Genomic DNA, 16882 nt, shown 5'->3' on the forward strand with positions numbered 1-16882 from the left:
ATAAAAGCAATTAATTTATAAAAAATTCCAATTTATGTGAAATTTCATTCAATTAAAACTAGAATAGTCTTTTTCAAGTACATTTCCCAATTCATTTATGCAACCTGCTTCTCCTCCTTCACAGCAGTCCCCTGTTGATGAGGGACATACCCCTTCTTTAAAACGTGCCATGGGCACCCGTCATCTGATTATGCTTTCCCTTGGGGGGGCCATTGGCACCGGCCTGTTCATGGGCTCAGGTGAAGTCATCTCTCAGGCAGGTCCTTTAGGGGCAGTGCTGGCTTATATTGTCGGGGGCCTGATTGCCTATATGGTCATGCTATGCCTGGGTGAGCTGGCTGTACATTTGCCAGTATCCGGTTCATTCGGTGCTTTTGCTACAAATTATATTGGTCCGGGTACAGGCTATATGGTGTCCTGGATGTACTGGCTCGGCTGGTCTGCAACTCTCGGGACTGAATTTACCGCTGCTGCCATTCTTATGCAGGAATGGTTCCCTCAGACGTCTATCTGGTTATGGACGCTGATCTTTGCTGCTGGCGTGCTGCTCTCCAACCTCAGCTCAACCCGTACTTTTGCAGAGTCTGAATTCTGGCTGTCGCTGGTGAAAGTGGCTACCGTCCTGATCTTCATTATTCTGGGCTTTGGCTGTATCTTTGGTTTTATTCCTTTTCAGGGCTATGAATTTGCCCCCCTCTTCGGCAATCTGACCGAACATGGCTGGCTACCCAATGGCTTGATTCCACTGTTTACCACCCTGCTCATCGTGAACTTCGCCTTTAACGGCACAGAAATGATCGGGATTGCCGCCGGTGAAACAGAAAATCCTGAGAAAAATGTGCCAAAGGCCATTCATGCAGCGGTCTGGCGCCTGATCATTTTCTTTGTCGGCACCATTATCGTCATCAGTTCTTTACTGACCTACACTGACGCTGGTTTACAGGTGGGCGGAGATGGGGGCTTGAGTAGCAGTCCTTTCGTCTCGGTATTTACCCAGATGGGGATTCCATATGCTGAGGACTTTATCCGCTTTGTGATCATTACCGCACTGTTATCTACAGCCAACTCTGGCCTTTATGCCGCTTCGCGCATGATGTGGGCGCTGTCTTCACAAAATCAGCTGCCCCGGGTATTTGCCAAGGTCAGCAAGTCTGGCGTGCCTTATATTGCGGTTTGGGTGACCATGATTGGCGGCTTACCGGGCTTATTGTCTGAACAGTTCGAAGCCGATGTCATCTTTAAAAACCTGCTCGGTGTAGCGGCCTTTACCATGGTAATTGTATGGATGAGTATCTGCTGGAGCCAGTTTAATTTCCGTCGTCAGTGGCTTAAACAGGGCCGCAGTGTATCCGAGCTTAAATTCCGTACCCCGTGGTTCCCGCTGGTACCGATTCTCGGCTTTATTGCCTGTACTGCGACCGGCCTGAGTATGGCAGCAGATCCTGAAATGCTGTCGGGCTTTATCGGCTGTCTGTTATTTATGGCTGCCTGCTATGCCAGCTATTACTGGCTATATCATCCAAAACCTTAGGTTCTACACTAAAAATTCTTAGCATTGCTGCAATAAGCCCAATTTTTATTGGGTTTATGCGAGGGCCTGTTGACCCTTCATGGATGTTTGCGACCACGCAATCCATTTATGAAATATCAACAGACCCTCTATTCAGAGTTAAAAATCACCTGAACTCTCCTATTCCAATAAAATAATCTTATGTTTTGCTTATTGTTTAAACTATTAAATAAGTTTTCATAAAAAGCCTTTTGACAAATTTAAGCTGAGTCCTTAATATACGCATCACCTCGCAACGTCCCTATCGTCTAGAGGCCTAGGACATCGCCCTTTCACGGCGGTAACCGGGGTTCGAATCCCCGTAGGGACGCCATCTATTGATCACATCTGATCAAGCCTTAGACACAATCCATATTAATACATTGCAGATTTGTAGTTTTTCACTACAATAACCCGCTTTACTTCTCTGGTTTTTTTGACTCCTATGCATTCATCTCCGAATGATGCTACGCATCAGGGCAATTCTGCGCCTTTAAAACGCGCTATGAGTACTCGACATCTGGTCATGATTTCGCTTGGCGGCGCAATTGGAACAGGCCTGTTTTTAGGTTCGGGTGAAGTCATTGCACAAACGGGGCCAATAGGTGCCATTCTTGCTTATTTCCTCGGCGGGATCATCGCTTATATGGTGATGCTCTGTCTGGGTGAGCTTGCAGTTCATATGCCTGATTCAGGTTCTTTTGGCGCCTATGCCAAACGCTATATTGGACCAGGAACAGGCTATACCATTACCTGGCTCTACTGGCTGACCTGGTCGGTGACCCTGGGAACTGAATTTACCGCTGCCGCCTTGCTGATGCAGGAATGGCTTCCGGACAGTTCCATGTGGATGTGGACGCTGGTCTTTGGCGCGCTGGTCTTCACGCTGAATATGATTTCGACCCGCTGGTTTGCCGAATCCGAATTCTGGCTGGCGCTGGTAAAAGTCGTCACCGTCATTGCCTTTATCCTGCTCGGTTTATTGGCCATTTTCGGGGTTCTGGATTATCAAGGCCAAGAAACAGCACCGCTGTTCAGTAACCTGACCGCCCAAGGCTGGTTCCCTGAGGGACTGTTCCCGATTTTCACCACCATGCTGATTGTGAACTTTGCTTTCTCGGGCACCGAACTGATTGGGGTCGCAGCAGGTGAAACCAAAGACCCGGCCAAGAACGTGCCAAAAGCCATCAATACCGCAATTTTCCGCCTGCTGATTTTCTTTGTGGGTACGATTGTGGTGGTAACTTCACTTCTGCCCCATCAAGAAGCAGGACTGGCCGTTGAAGGCGTGAGTAACAGTCCGTTTGTAACCGTATTCCAGCATATCGGTATTCCCTATGCAGAAGATATTATTCGCTTTGTTATTATCACCGCACTATTGTCGGCAGCCAACTCTGGCCTATTTGCCGCGTCGCGCATGATGTGGTCACTGTCCTATAGCAAACAGTTGCCCGCTGTCTTTTCACGCGTGAATGCCAAAGGAATTCCTTATATCGCAGTCATTGTGACAATGATTGGCGCAATGCCGGGCCTATTGTCAGAACAGTTTGCACCGGAAACTATTTTTACCAACTTGTTGGGTATCGCAGCATTTACCATGGTCGTGGTCTGGATGAGTATCTGCTTGAGCCAGTTCAATTTCCGCCGCCAATGGTATAAGGATGGTCATAGTGTCAAAGAACTGGGCTTTGCAGCTCCACTGTTCCCGATTGTACCGATTTTAGGCTTCCTGTTCTGCCTGATCACCTGTATCAGCATGGTCTTTGATCCGAGCATGCGCATCAGTTTCTTTGGCTGTCTGCTGTTTATTGCAGTGTGTTATGCCAGCTACTATGCCTTCTATCACAAAAAAGTGTAGGGCTTAAAGCCAACAAAAGAGCAGCTTTCGCTGCTCTTTTTTTATCTATACTGTAAATAGATATGGAGCCACCCGAATGAGGCACCGATGAAAATTATTTATATTCATGGAATAAACAAACAGCAGTTTACATCTGCCTCATTACGTCAACATTGGCTACATATTTTTAAAAAAGGTCTTCGGAAAAACCATCAACTGGCCTGCTTTTCTCATTTAAAACGCCATATTCGCATCGCTTTTTATGGCGACTTACTGTTAAAGCATCATCTGCACAATGTTCTCAATGCCAGCACTCTTATGCCTCAGGACTGGCCACACTTCCCGTTTCATCATCCCATCAACATTCCGCCAGAGCACTCCCTCCCTCCGCATAAAGTTGAGACTTGTGAAATTCCAGAGTTAAATGTAGAAGATGCTGTGGGTTTTAACCAGAAATTAAAATTTATTACTACTTTAAGTAAAAATACAGCCTTACGTGATTTTGTTGTATTGCTAAATTATTTTCCCGGCTTACATGGCACTCTGATCAAGAAATTTCTGATTGAAATCTATCTTTATCTGGCCAATCCTGATTTTATGCAGCAAGTTCACCAGCGTATTGCCCAGCAACTTTATGGTCAGCAGCCCTGTATTGTAATTGCCCATTCGCTGGGCAGTGTCATTGCCTATAATTATCTGGTTCATCATCCAGAACTGAATATCCAGCGCTTTATTACGCTCGGATCGCCGTTGGCTTTTAGGGTAATACAGACTCATCTGCCTCAGCCCGTGGTCCGGCCTGCTGCCATTTGTGGTGACTGGATCAACTTTTATTCACATGATGATTTTTTGACAACGTTTCCCCTGACAGAAGCCCCTTTTTTATTTGAACCTGCCATTATTAATCATGAAATACGCACCTCCCCCGAACATCCGCATGATATTGATGGTTATATCCAGCATCCAGATGTGGTAGCAGCCATCCTGCACATGCTTAAAAAATCGTCTTAAATTCTGTATTTTTCAAGCATTTCCCCCATATTGTTTTAAAATTATGCGCTCAGCAGAAAAAACAGGAAAAATTCTGGAAAAGCGTTTGACACCTCCTAATTTTCACCCTACTATACGCCCACCTCTGAAACGTCCCTATCGTCTAGAGGCCTAGGACATCGCCCTTTCACGGCGGTAACCGGGGTTCGAATCCCCGTAGGGACGCCAATTTTCAGAAGTATTATTTTATTAAGTCCCTATCGTCTAGAGGCCTAGGACATCGCCCTTTCACGGCGGCAACCGGGGTTCGAATCCCCGTAGGGACGCCATCCTTTAAATCAAAAGGTATGGTAGATTAAAATATTACTTCTCATTTGTCCCTATCGTCTAGAGGCCTAGGACATCGCCCTTTCACGGCGGTAACCGGGGTTCGAATCCCCGTAGGGACGCCATATTCGAGATCATTCTTTTAAAAGAAGTGTTCTCACAAAAAAGCCCAAGCATGATGACTTGGGCTTTTTTATTACCTAGACATTCAATTCCATTTTTTATCTTTTGATCAATTTCATGGGACCGCAATTTTCTTTTTTGATAAATAATTCATTCAAAAATTTCATTCTTTTACATTTATCTTCATCTCGTTATCGATTCATTTTCATTTACAGCAATCACACTATAAATATGAACAAAAAATCAACACCGAGCATATCAGCATGCCGTTAAGGTAGAAAGCATACTATATCTGCAAGGATCAGATTATGTTCGTCAGTACAAAGTCAAGTTCGTCTGAATCATCTATTAAAAACCATAACCATCAATTTAAAAATTTTAAAGATTGGGTCAACTTCTTTCAGGATCAACAGATTTCAACGGCGGTCAAGACCGAACAGGCGGAGCACTATTTAAGCGATTTAATCCAGCAAGTTGATGTGGTGGGAATGAAATGGCTGGATCAGCCAGCTTATGTAGAACAGCATTTTCTGGAACAGCACCATCAAACTTGTGCGCTTTTCCAGTCATATCTAGAACGGCGCAAACAGCAGCAAGGACGGGAATATTTTCCCACTGTGGCCCATGCCTTTGAGTTTTTAGCCAAAGTGGCTCCGGTGAAACTGGTAGATGGTTCGTGGTTGTATTCGAGTGTACAAAACTGGAATCGTCTGGAAAATAAAGACCTGATTTACATCTATCTGGAAGAACTCGGCATGGGGCATACTCGCGCCAATCATGTCACCATGTATCAGGAGCTGCTCAACCATTATGAGTTAAACAGTTATGCCGAGCAGCTGGATGTCAGCTATTATGAACAGGCGGCAGTACAACTGGCGCTGGCCTATGCTCCTCCAGAATATCTGCCCTTAGTGATTGGATTTAATCTTGGCTATGAACAGTTGCCCTTACATCTCTTGATCACCAATTACGAGCTGGCTGAACTGGCTATCGACCCGCATTACTTCAATGTGCATATCACCATTGATAATGCGCACAATGGTCATGCCCACAAATCGTTACAAGCCTATTTAGATCACTATGCTCTCGCGGAAGATCCTGCACAGTATCTGGATCTGATCAAAAAAGGTTATGTACTGAATGATATTGGTAAAAGTTCTACCGAGATCATCACGCAACTAAATCCTGAACAACTGGCCTTGAAAGTATTCCAAAATAAGGCTCTGATCGGACAATATATCCATAACCAGAAGTGCCAGTTTAGCGGCAAAAATATCAATGAATGGCTATCTGACCCGGCGCAGATTGCCGACTTCCTGAAAGTCATGCTTGAAAAAGGTTGGATTGTAAAAGATGCAGCAGTAGAACAGAGCCGTTTCTGGAAAATCATTGATGATCCGGACGGCAAAATGTTTGGCGTATTTAATGCCACTGAAAAGCAGATTATTAAAGACTGGATTCAGGGAGCGACATTGGCTGCCCGCCTGTCTACAGGTAGCAAATCTCAGCTAAATCATCAGACGGAATCAGTATTAAACCGTATCGATCAGCAACAGATTCATCAGCTGAAAAACCGTTTGAATCGCTGTGCCGCTGCCGAGCAGAAGATTGATTTATTGATTCCTTATGTGGCGCCACATATGCACCATCAGGAAGTCGGTTTATGGGCTACACGTCAGCTTTGCCAGCTACTCTTCCCCTTCCAGACTCAGGCCATGACCTATTGCTAAACAAGTCACTGATAAAAACAGGGCATTTAAAATGCCCTGTTTTTTTGCTTCAATTTATAGCTATCAAGCTGATTTACGTGAATTGATCTGACCTTTAATCACGGCTTTTACATTACCTTTTAAATAATTCAGAAAAACTTTTAGAGGTGATAGTTTTGGATTCGGCTGATTGCCTTTGGCAATTTCCTTAAACTGTGCGGCATACCAGATAATTTCCATAATGGCCATTTTATCAACCATTGGAATACCGGTTTTAATTTTCTCCACGGCATATCGCACATCCTCCCCGGCAACCAGACGATCGCCCAGATCGGGCTCAACCGCAAATGGGCGGGCAATACCCACAAATTCGCATGCACCACTTTCCAAGGCGGCATTCATACCCGCTGCAGTACGGAAGCCACCCGTCACCATTAGATGGCAATTTACTTCCTGACGAATCTTCTCGGCAAAGTCGAGGAAATAGGCCTCTCGTGCCACGGTTGAAGCTTTACGTTTTTCCGCTTTTACTCCTGCCATGGCCGGTGCTTCATAAGTCCCGCCAGATACCTCGATCATATCAATACCTGCGGCATCCATGGCTTTAAAGACATAGATCACATCTTCTTCACTAATACCACCACGTTGGAAATCCGCGGAGTTCAGCTTGACCGAGATGATGAAGTTTTCCGAGGTTGCGGCACGAACCGCCTGATAAGTCTCAAGCAGAAAACGGCTGCGGTTTTCAATACTGCCACCCCACTGGTCCTGACGCTTATTCGTCAGCGGCGATAAAAACTGGCTGATCAGATAACCATGGGCACCATGTAATTGCACGCCTTCAAACCCGGCCTTTTCACAGATGGCTGCTGAAGTTGCAAAGCGCTGAATAATATCTAGAATCTCATCTTCACCTAGTTCACGCGGTGTCCCAAAACTTACCGCCAGCGCCGGGCTAAAAGGCACAGCCGAAGGCGCAACCGTTTCTTTATTTAATCCTTTAGGACACTGACGTCCCGGATGAGACAACTGAACCAGCTGCACCATACCATGACGTTTGCCCACTTCAGCCCACGCCTGGAGCTGCGCCAGATCACGTTCGGTTTCCACCACGACCACGCCAGGTTCATTTTTGGCACGAAAATCCACCATGACGTTGCCGGTAATCGCGCAGCCCAAACCGCCTTTGGCCCAAGCTTCATAAAGTTTTAAATGGGCCTGATTCGGCTGACCTGCATCATTGGCCAGCGCTTCACTCATCGCGCCTTTAATAATGCGATTTTTAAACTGGGTATTACGAATCTGGATAGAATCAGCCAATTTTGTCATGTATATTCCTAAGGTATTTATCTTATTTTGTATGTGTTATAACCCAAGTCAGAAAATTTGACAATTCAACTTGTCAAATTGACACAAATTTTATTTAAGATGACTGATCACAAATTTATTTGCTCTATGTTTAAGACGATGCATCTTTTTTAGCTGGAATGAAGTGAGAAGTTTAAGTTTTAGGATCAAAAGCATCCCGTATGGCTTCTCCCGTATAAATGAGCAGGGACAGCACAATTGCCAAGGTCAGAAAGCCAGACCAGGCCAGCCAAGGCGCATTTAAATTATTTTTTCCTTGTAGTAACAGCTCACCCAGAGAAGCTGTTTCAGGTGGCAAGCCATACCCCAAAAAATCCAAAGCAGTCAGGGCGCTAATATTAGCGGTCAGCATAAAAGGAAGCTGCGACAGGCTGGAACCGATGACATTGGGCAAGATATGCCGGAACATGATCCGGCCATGGCCTGCGCCCATACTTCTGGCAGCCCAGACATACTCCAGATTTCTCGCTCGCAAAAATTCAGCCCGCACCATCGACACCAGCGTGGTCCAGCCAAAGAACAGCATGATCAAAAACAGCCAGTAAATATTCGGACTGAACAGACTGACCAGAATCATCACCATAAACAGCATTGGCAGACTGCCCCAGACTTCGAGAATCCGTTGCCCAATCAGGTCTACCCAGCCGGCATAATAGCCCTGGATTGCGCCGACCAGAATACCGAGGGCTGCAGACAGCAAAGTCAATGCAAAACCAAATAGCAGGGAAATACGCAAGCCATACAGAATCCGGGCCAACACATCTCGCCCCTGATCATCTGTCCCTAACCAGTTCTGCTGACTGGGGGGTGCAGGAAGCGGCACATCCAGCGCCAGATTGGGTGTGTCATAGGAAAACCGGATAACCGGCCAAAGCGCCCAACCATTGGCATGGATCAGCTGCTGCACAGCCGGGTCCTGATATTCAGCCTCAGTTTCAAAAACACCACCAAAGGTGGTTTCAGGATAGGCCTTCAGTACGGGCAGATAATAAGCATCCTGATATTTGACCAGCAGGGGTTTATCATTGGCAATCAGTTCCGCGCCCAACGAAAGCAGCAGAATCATTAAAAATGCAATGAAACAGGCAAAACCGGTCCGGTTATTTTTAAAGCGTTGCAGGCTGGCACGCAGCATCGGTGACATTATTTCAATCCTCGCGATTCAAAATGAATCCGTGGATCAATTACCCGGTACAGCACATCACTGAGTAAACGCAGAAGCAGACCCAGCAAGCTAAAAATAAAGAGCGTTCCAAAAATTACCGGATAATCCCGCTGCATAATCGCCTCAAATCCCAGCAGCCCCAAACCATCCAGATTGAAGATGATTTCGATAAACAGGTTACCGACAAATAGAATGCCGAGCAGTGCCTCAGGTAAACCGGCAACCAGAACCAGCACAGCATTCCGCAATACATGCCGATACAGCACTGCCCGTTCCTGTAGGCCTTTGGCTTGCGCTGCCAGTACATAATGTTTGCCCAGCTCCTCGACAAAGGAAAATTTCACCAGATAGGTCAGTCGGGAAAAACCGCCCAGTACAATAGCCAGCAAGGGCAGCGCCATATGCCAAAAATAATCCCGGATTTTCCCCCAAAAAGATAATTCAGCAAAATTTTCCGAGCTTAGGCCTTGCAAAGGAAACCATTGCAGATAAGAGCCACCTGCAAACAATACAATCAGCAAAATCGCAAAAATAAAGGCTGGAATGGCATAACCGACCGCCAACAGCAAGGAGGTAGTCTGGTCAAACAGGCTGCCATGCTTTTTAGCTTTCTGGATGCCCAGAGGAATCGAGACCAGATAGATCAGCACCGTACTCCACAGGCCTAAAGACAATGAGACAGGAAGTTTTTCCCAGATGAGGTCTGTTACAGCCTGCCCTTTAAAAAAACTGTGTCCCAAGTCAAACTGGGCATAGCTTTTCAGCAGTTCCCAGAAACGCAGATAGAGCGGCTGGTCAAATCCATATTGAATTTTAATCTGCTCCAGCATTTCAGGCGTCAGACCTTGCTGCCCCTGATATTTCAAGCCATTCGCCCCTAGAGGGTTAACGTGCTGCGCCTGATAAATCGCCTGTTCTACAGGACCACCCGGTGCAAGCTGAATCACCACAAAATTGATCAGTAAAATGACGAATAATGTTGGAATCATGAGTAGCAGACGTTTGAGTATATAAGTACTCATGGTACTCCTCGGGACTAGAAACTTAGCGATATTTTAAATAGGGTGCTATTTGTTTGGCCTTGCCAGCATCAACCCACCAGTAATCAATGCCGGCAGAAAGCTTCGGCTTGATCTTGGGTTGTTGATACATATTCCAGTAAGCGTACCAGTATTCACGGCTACCATATGTCGGAATGTGATAATAACCCGCCCGCAGCAAACGATCCAAGGCCCGGGTACGGTCTATCAGCTGCTCGCGGCTTTGCGCCTGAATGACCTGATCAATTACCCGGTCAATCCCCGGATTGCGAATCCCGGCATAATTATAGTTGCCGGACTGGCCTGCAGCCTCGCTACCCCACAACTGCTTTTGTTCCTGTCCCGGCGTCAGCGATTGCGGCATGGTATCCACAATCATATCGAACTGATAATTTCTTAGCTGCTCATAATACTGTGCAGTTTCCACCATCCGGATTCGAGCCTGAATCCCCAGACGTTTTAAATGCCTGAGATAAGGCATCAGATAACGCTGCTGCTCGGCCTGATGTAATAAAAACTCGATTTTTACAGTTTTACCCTGGGCATTTAGCAACTGTCCCTGCTGATAATAATAACCGGCTTTTAACAGGATTTTCCGGGCCTGAAGCAGGTTTTTGCGGTTAAATCCGGAGGCATCCGAGGGTGGATACTGCCAGTTTTGCAATACTGCTTGACGCTGTACCGGATGCAATTTAGACAGTTCAGGCTGTAAAATTTTCAGCTCCTGAGCACTGGGTTTTCCACCAGATGCGAGTTCACTATTGCTAAAAAAACTATTTAAACGCTGATACTCTCCATGAAACATGGCTTTGTTCAGCCATTCAAAATCATAGGCCAGACTCAGCGCCTGACGGAAGTAAATATCAGCAAAAGGCTGACGCCGAGTATTCAACACCAGGCTTTGTGTGGGAATCGGATTATGGTGGTGTAGGCGATAGGTCTTGACCCGGCCTTGCCGTACCGCAGGAAAGCGGTAATCTTTCACCCAGCGGCTGACCTGAGTTTCCTCATGGAGGGTGAACTGGCCTGATTTAAAAGCTTCAAATTTAATTTCCGGACTGCGGTAATATCGATATTGAATCCGGTCAAAATTATAACGCCCACGATTGACCGGCAAATCCCGGCCCCAATAATGCGGATTGCGCTTATAGGAAATACGTCGTCCCGCTTCAATCCGTTCAATCACATAAGGCCCTGAACCCAGAATCGGTTTCAGGCTGATCTCCTTAAAATTACGCTGCTGCCATTCCTGTTGTGCATAAATCGGCATTTGTGACACGCCTATGGCCATTTCCGGATTGTGGCGCGACTTAAAACTGATTTTGACTTTTAAGGGAGATAGCACTTCAATGCGTTGAATATCCGCCAGATACATCTGCAAGCCAAAATTGGATTGGGTCTGATACAGCTCAAAGCTGTATTTAACATCCTTTGCCGTGACGGGCTGACCATTACTGAATCTGGCCTTCGGATTTAAATGGAAAATAATATAGGCGGTCTGCTCTGGATCGAAACTGACTTTCTCCGCCAGCAAGGGATAATATACGCCAGGCTCATCCAGCGACTTCGACAGTAAACTGTCAAAAATATAGTTAATCCCTTCAGTGACATTCCCCTTGCCATTCATGCTGTTCAGATTATCAAAACTGCCATCCGCAGCCCGGATCAGCACCCCACCTTTGGGTGCTTTAGGGTTGGCATAAGGCATAGATTCAGCGTGAGCATATTGAGGACTGCCATGCAGGGCAATATACGGGGTGGTGATGACTGCTGCCCCACTGCTACTGATGAGCCAAGGGGCAGTCACTACCATCCAGATATGACTGGGATTAAACAATCTCACGAGACAAAAATCAGTTTGGAACCTTAATTACCTCGCCAATCCGCAATTGCGTATTCGGTTTGATTTCATTCATTTCTGCCAGTTCGTCTGTTGCCAGACCATGACGCGCAGCCAGACCAATCAAGGTATCTCCACGCTGGATCTTATATTCAGTCACCAATTTTGGAATCTGAATGGTCTGACCGACACGCAGCCCTGCACGCGGACCGAGATTGTTCAGGCCTGCCAGATCACTCACGCTTATGCCCAAACGCTTGGCAATCGCATTCAGAGACTCGCCGGATTTCACGGTATAAGATTCCGTTGCTTTAGACGCTGAAGATTTATTTGTCACCTTCGCTTCTTCGACTTTTTTATCGGCCGGAAACTGACCTTCAATTTTTAAACGCTGGCCGATACGCAGGCTGCTATTGCTCTTCAGACCATTTAAATCCGCCAGATACTTCTGCTGCAAATGATACTGACGCGCAATCGAAGTGAGGGTTTCACCCGATTTCACCACATGCGTATCAGACTTGACATTCTTCGTACTGCTCTCAACCTGCGTTTCCTGCACAGGTTCAGCTTCGCCGCTCAGTTTTAAGCGCTGACCGACACGTAGATTGGCCGTACGGGAAATATTATTCAAGTCCGCAATCTGGTCCATCGACAGATTGTATTTCGCCGTGATACCGGTCAAGGTGTCCCCTGCTTGCACCGTATAAGTTTCCGGCACTCGACTAGCGGCTGGAATTTTGATGGTCTGACCGATACGCAAGCCGCTATTGGCAGACAGACTGTTCAAGGCCGCCAGTTCCGATACGCTGAGCTTGCTTTGACTGGCAATGCTATACAGGGTTTCACCGCGCTTGACCTGATAGTTTTCTGTCGGTGTCTGCTCTACTTTGACATTTTCAAACTTCTGCTCGACTTTTTTGCCCGATGTAGTCAACTCTGCCACTTCATTTAATGGCACATTGATCTTTTGTCCCACCAATAAGCTGCTGCCCGCTGTTAACCCCAGGGTCAATGCTGCCAGTTCACCATTCGACAAGGCATAACGATCCGCGATCAGTTTCAAATATTCACCACGTTTTACCGTATAAGACTTGGTCTGAATTTTGACTGTTTCTGCTTTTTTGTTGTCCTCAGCTTTGGCTTTTGTGGCAGTTTGTTTTAAAGCCAGCTTCTGGCCCACAAACAAACCACTACTTGGTGCCAGATCATTAAAATCGGCCAATTGTTGTAGGCTTAAACCGAACTGGCTGGCGACACTGGTTAAGGAGTCATTAGCCTGAACCACATAGCTGTCCGGTTTTTCTTTGGCCTTCGGCGCTGCTTGTACCGGCTTGGCATCATAGAGATAAATCGTGGTTCCTACATATAGCGTTGCACTCGGATCAATCTGGTTCCACTTGGCAACATCACGCCAGCTCACCCCATTTTTGGCTGCAATCAGCGCCAAAGTATCACCCGCAACAACGGTATAAGTACTGCGTTTGCCTTTCGGTGGCACCACGACCACTTCAGAGTCAGTCTTGACATAGTTCTTGCCCTGATTCAGCTGGGCTTCAACTGAACTGGCTTGGGTATTTTCCGCCACCTGTTTAGGATAGGAAAAACCTTTGGTCAGCTCCTTGCCCTGCTGCTCTGCCACAGACAGACTGGTCTGAATGGCAGTGAGCTTAATTTTGCCATCATAAGGATCAACAATTTCTGTGCCCGCAGGTGCCAAGGCTTTTAGCTCCTCAACCACCTCATCACGCTCAGCGGTTGTCGCTACAGGCTGTAAAACCTCTTCTACCGTTTGTGCCGCACTCTCTGCAGCTAGCATACTTTGAATTTTCTCACGTTCTGCCGCAGAAATTGGAGGCTCCACCTGAACCGGCTTAACCGGAGTATCGGGTCTTACCGCCACCGGAATACGTGGTGCACTCGGAATCGGCAAGTCACTTTGTGCCGCGAAGTCCGCCAAGGCGGTCGATCCTTTTGGTGTGGATACTTTTTTAGTATTAAGTGCCAGCGAATTGCCAGAGTTCGTGGCGACTTGAGTTGCTGTAGAGCTTGCCGTTTTACTCACCACTCCCGCAGTTGCCGATACTGTACCGGACTTGCTGGTGGTTGCAGCAGAAGGTGTGCGGGTCGTAAGCACCGTGGTGGTCGAAGTTTTAGCAGCAGAGCTTGGAGCACTCGCCAATAAACCGCCAGAGCCAGAGAGTTTTTTCAGTTTCTCATCAATCGATGGACTCAGGTCAGCCGGGATCAGAATACGGCGCGGGCTTTGTGGATCAATCCGTTCACCCCGATGTCCCGGGTTTAACTGATAAAGTTCTGCACGGCTTAAACCGGTAATCGCTGCAATCTCATTCAGACTGGATGCACCCACATTCACTTCACGGAAGTGAGGACGGTTGGCAATGGGCGGTAAACTCACGCCATACTGATTAGGATTTTTTACAATCTGTGCCACTGCCAGAAAGCGCGGCACATAGTTCATCGTTTCCTGCGGCAGTTTTAAAGACCAATAGTCAGTCGGCAAACCGGCTGCCTTGTTACGGTTAATCGCCTGTTGAATACGTCCTGGACCCGCATTATAAGATGCCAGAGCCAGCTCCCAGGAACCAAACTGGTTATACAGGCTCCCCAAAAACTCATAAGCTGCACGGGTGGATTCTACAACGTCACGACGGCCATCATACATCGGGGTCTGTTTTAAACCATAAATACGGCCGGTACTTGGAATAAACTGCCACAAGCCTGCTGCTGCCGCACTACTGGTCGCTGCCGGGTCATAGGAACTTTCAATAATCGGTAATAACGCCAGTTCAGTCGGCATACCACGACGCTCTGCCTCTTTCACCGTATGATATAAATAACGCGAAGCACGCGCACTCAAGCGGTCCAGATAAGGCTGACGGGAAATAAACCAGCCACGCTGGGCATCAATACGCGGGTTCCAGACAGTTAAATCCATCTTGAAGCCCACAGTCATGCGCTTCCAGATATCACCGTGTTTTAGAACCTGCAAACGATCTCCTTCCACTGCCCGCATATCGGTAGCAGAAAGCAGATCTTCAAGTCCATCCAGACCGTTGGCATCCAGATATTGCGAACTGACTTTTTTACTGGAACCTGTTTGGGTCGCACTTTGTGTAGATGAACAGCCGGTCAGTCCCAAGGAAGCAAGCGCCGTTCCAAGTACAGAAAGTTTTAACAAGATGGGGAAATCAGGCTGCCACAAAGTTGCGGTTGGTTTATACATAAAGAAATCCAAACAATCCGTATAATTTATTTTTTAAGATATGCCATTGTAGTTAAGCATGTCGGAGACACAAGGCAATAATTTACCCTGATTTCACGTTAAATGTTACAAGAAATTAAAAAAACCGCTACGGGTAGCTTAATCCGCTGCATTTGCGTTATACAATATCGGCTCATCATGTTCTTTTCTGATCGGATTTATATATGTCACACACAATTACCCTCTATGTTGATGGCGCTTGCCGTGGCAATCCTGGTTTAGGCGGCTGGGGGGCGTATATTGTTAGCGGACAGCAGGAACATAAAATTTGTGGTGGCGAAGACCATACCACCAATAACCGTATGGAACTGACTGCCGCCATCAAAGGAATTAAGTTCTGCCCCAAAGATGCAAAACTGGTGATCTATACCGACTCCAATTATGTCAAACAAGGCATTACCGAATGGATTCACGGCTGGAAAAAGAAAAACTGGAAAGATGTCAAAAACCCGGACCTCTGGCAAGAACTGGATGCAAGCTGCCAGGGACGTGAAATTGAATGGCACTGGATCAAAGGCCATGCCGGTCATGCGGGCAATGAAATGGCCGACCAGCTGGCCAATCAGGGCGCTGATGAAACCCTGAAAAAATCCAAACTGTCCGCTTCATCTGCTTCCACCACGGAAGATAAAAAAAAATCTGAACCCGACTGGCTGCTAGACGATCCTTTTGGTCTGGACCTGATGACGGATGAAGAAGAACCGGAAGAGCCGATTGAGGTTGAAGAAACTGAAACTGATATGGCAGTCCCAGAACCAAGCTCTCATTCTCAGGCCATGAATGAAGCCCAGCCGGTTCAGATGCATCCACATATTGTCATTACACCTGCAACAGTAGAGTTACATGGCCCACGCCAATTAATCCTGGATACGGAAACTACCGGTTTTTACTATCAGGATGGTGACCGGATTATTGAGATTGGTGCAATCGAGATGATTAACCGCAAACTCACTGGCAGCTCGATTCATATTTATACCAACCCTCAAAAACCGGTCGGCGATTCGGTCAATGTCCACGGCATTACTGATGAATTCCTGCAAGACAAGCCATTATTTGAAGAGATTTCTCAGGTCCTGTTTGACTATCTGCAAGGAGCCGAGATTATTGCACATAACGCGACCTTTGATATGAACTTCCTAGATATGGAGTTCAAGCGTGCAGGGCATGTTGCGTTGTCCGAAGTATGTGAAGTTACCGATACTCTGGCTATGGCCAAATCCAAGCATCCTGGACAGAAAAACTCCCTTGATGCACTGGTACGCCGTTATGAAATTCCACAACGCGACCGTACCTTCCATGGCGCCTTGCTGGATGCGGAAATTCTGTCCGATGTCTATCTGGCGATGACCGGTGGACAGGTTTCTTTTGATATGGATGCCCTCTCTCAGACAGAAGAACAAGGGAACCGTTCTGGCAGCGCCCGGATCGAGATGGAGCTGCCGGTGATTCTTCCATCAGATGAAGAACTTGCAGAACATGAGAAGTGGGTCAAACAATTTCAGGAAAAGCATGGAACTCCTTGCCTTTTTGCCAAATAAAATCTAGATTTCGAGCAGTAATTTCGCTTTAAAAATACAGTTCTTCAGTTATAGTAATTACAAACAGTTCCGTCCAATAAAACGGGACGCATATATAGATAATACTTCAGGAA

The 16882-nt window shown here is 46.7% G+C and carries 10 protein-coding genes and 4 tRNA genes; 9 read left to right on the forward strand and 5 right to left on the reverse strand.

The genetic code is table 11. The features are described 5' to 3' along the window. Positions 1-97 precede the first annotated feature (97 nt). The 8 genes from E5Y90_RS09145 to E5Y90_RS09180 all read left to right on the forward strand — a co-directional run bounded on the left by E5Y90_RS09145 (position 98) and on the right by E5Y90_RS09180 (position 6556). Positions 98-1531 carry an amino acid permease gene (locus tag E5Y90_RS09145; protein ID WP_174660046.1) on the forward strand — a complete coding sequence of 478 codons (1434 nt, stop codon included), beginning with the start codon at positions 98-100 and terminating at the stop codon, positions 1529-1531. Between the two features lie 276 nt (positions 1532-1807). Next, positions 1808-1883, forward strand: a tRNA-Glu gene (locus E5Y90_RS09150). Between the two features lie 111 nt (positions 1884-1994). Continuing rightward, entirely contained in the window at positions 1995-3407 is a 1413-nt protein-coding gene (locus tag E5Y90_RS09155) for an amino acid permease (RefSeq protein WP_151204836.1), read from the forward strand. Between the two features lie 87 nt (positions 3408-3494). Further along, the gene (locus tag E5Y90_RS09160) at positions 3495-4397 is read left to right on the forward strand and encodes an alpha/beta fold hydrolase (RefSeq protein WP_174660047.1); all 903 of its coding nucleotides are present in this window, start codon (positions 3495-3497) and stop codon (positions 4395-4397) included. Between the two features lie 131 nt (positions 4398-4528). Then, positions 4529-4604, forward strand: a tRNA-Glu gene (locus E5Y90_RS09165). A gap of 25 nt (positions 4605-4629) precedes the next feature. Next, positions 4630-4705: transfer RNA gene (locus E5Y90_RS09170), tRNA-Glu, on the forward strand. Positions 4706-4752: 47 nt separating this feature from the next. Next, positions 4753-4828, forward strand: a tRNA-Glu gene (locus E5Y90_RS09175). Positions 4829-5134: 306 nt separating this feature from the next. After that, the gene (locus tag E5Y90_RS09180; protein WP_174660048.1) at positions 5135-6556 is read left to right on the forward strand and encodes an iron-containing redox enzyme family protein; all 1422 of its coding nucleotides are present in this window, start codon (positions 5135-5137) and stop codon (positions 6554-6556) included. Positions 6557-6619: 63 nt separating this feature from the next. Here E5Y90_RS09180 and E5Y90_RS09185 read toward each other — a convergent pair whose 3' ends face one another. The 5 genes from E5Y90_RS09185 to E5Y90_RS09205 all read right to left on the reverse strand — a co-directional run bounded on the left by E5Y90_RS09185 (position 6620) and on the right by E5Y90_RS09205 (position 15192). Further along, the gene (locus E5Y90_RS09185) at positions 6620-7864 is read right to left on the reverse strand and encodes an NADH:flavin oxidoreductase/NADH oxidase family protein (protein ID WP_174660049.1); all 1245 of its coding nucleotides are present in this window, start codon (positions 7862-7864) and stop codon (positions 6620-6622) included. Between the two features lie 172 nt (positions 7865-8036). Continuing rightward, positions 8037-9047, reverse strand: a complete 1011-nt coding sequence (locus tag E5Y90_RS09190) for an ABC transporter permease (protein ID WP_174660050.1) — start codon at positions 9045-9047, stop codon at positions 8037-8039. Beyond that, the gene (locus tag E5Y90_RS09195; protein WP_174660051.1) at positions 9047-10090 is read right to left on the reverse strand and encodes an ABC transporter permease subunit; all 1044 of its coding nucleotides are present in this window, start codon (positions 10088-10090) and stop codon (positions 9047-9049) included. The genes E5Y90_RS09190 and E5Y90_RS09195 overlap by 1 nt, the downstream gene beginning before the upstream one ends. A gap of 22 nt (positions 10091-10112) precedes the next feature. After that, entirely contained in the window at positions 10113-11921 is a 1809-nt protein-coding gene (locus E5Y90_RS09200) for an extracellular solute-binding protein (RefSeq protein ID WP_174660588.1), read from the reverse strand. A 40-nt stretch (positions 11922-11961) separates the two neighbouring features. Continuing rightward, positions 11962-15192, reverse strand: a complete 3231-nt coding sequence (locus tag E5Y90_RS09205) for a lytic transglycosylase (protein WP_174660052.1) — start codon at positions 15190-15192, stop codon at positions 11962-11964. A gap of 203 nt (positions 15193-15395) precedes the next feature. Here E5Y90_RS09205 and dnaQ point away from each other — a divergent pair, with 203 nt between their 5' ends. Next, entirely contained in the window at positions 15396-16769 is a 1374-nt protein-coding gene (gene dnaQ, locus E5Y90_RS09210; protein WP_174660053.1) for a DNA polymerase III subunit epsilon, read from the forward strand. Positions 16770-16882 lie beyond the last annotated feature (113 nt).

The organism is Acinetobacter sp. 10FS3-1 (assembly GCF_013343215.1).
GTDB classification, from domain to species: domain Bacteria; phylum Pseudomonadota; class Gammaproteobacteria; order Pseudomonadales; family Moraxellaceae; genus Acinetobacter; species Acinetobacter lwoffii_C.

Excerpts from the sequence above, each read along its gene's own strand:
- E5Y90_RS09145 (WP_174660046.1), top strand. The coding sequence starts at position 98 with ATGCAACCTGCTTCTCCTCCTTCACAGCAGTCCCCTGTTGATGAGGGA.
- E5Y90_RS09155 (WP_151204836.1), top strand. The coding sequence starts at position 1,995 with ATGCATTCATCTCCGAATGATGCTACGCATCAGGGCAATTCTGCGCCT.
- E5Y90_RS09160 (WP_174660047.1), top strand. The coding sequence starts at position 3,495 with ATGAAAATTATTTATATTCATGGAATAAACAAACAGCAGTTTACATCT.
- E5Y90_RS09180 (WP_174660048.1), top strand. The coding sequence starts at position 5,135 with ATGTTCGTCAGTACAAAGTCAAGTTCGTCTGAATCATCTATTAAAAAC.
- E5Y90_RS09185 (WP_174660049.1), bottom strand. The coding sequence starts at position 7,864 with ATGACAAAATTGGCTGATTCTATCCAGATTCGTAATACCCAGTTTAAA.
- E5Y90_RS09190 (WP_174660050.1), bottom strand. The coding sequence starts at position 9,047 with ATGTCACCGATGCTGCGTGCCAGCCTGCAACGCTTTAAAAATAACCGG.
- E5Y90_RS09195 (WP_174660051.1), bottom strand. The coding sequence starts at position 10,090 with ATGAGTACTTATATACTCAAACGTCTGCTACTCATGATTCCAACATTA.
- E5Y90_RS09200 (WP_174660588.1), bottom strand. The coding sequence starts at position 11,921 with ATGGTAGTGACTGCCCCTTGGCTCATCAGTAGCAGTGGGGCAGCAGTC.
- E5Y90_RS09205 (WP_174660052.1), bottom strand. The coding sequence starts at position 15,192 with ATGTATAAACCAACCGCAACTTTGTGGCAGCCTGATTTCCCCATCTTG.
- dnaQ (WP_174660053.1), top strand. The coding sequence starts at position 15,396 with ATGTCACACACAATTACCCTCTATGTTGATGGCGCTTGCCGTGGCAAT.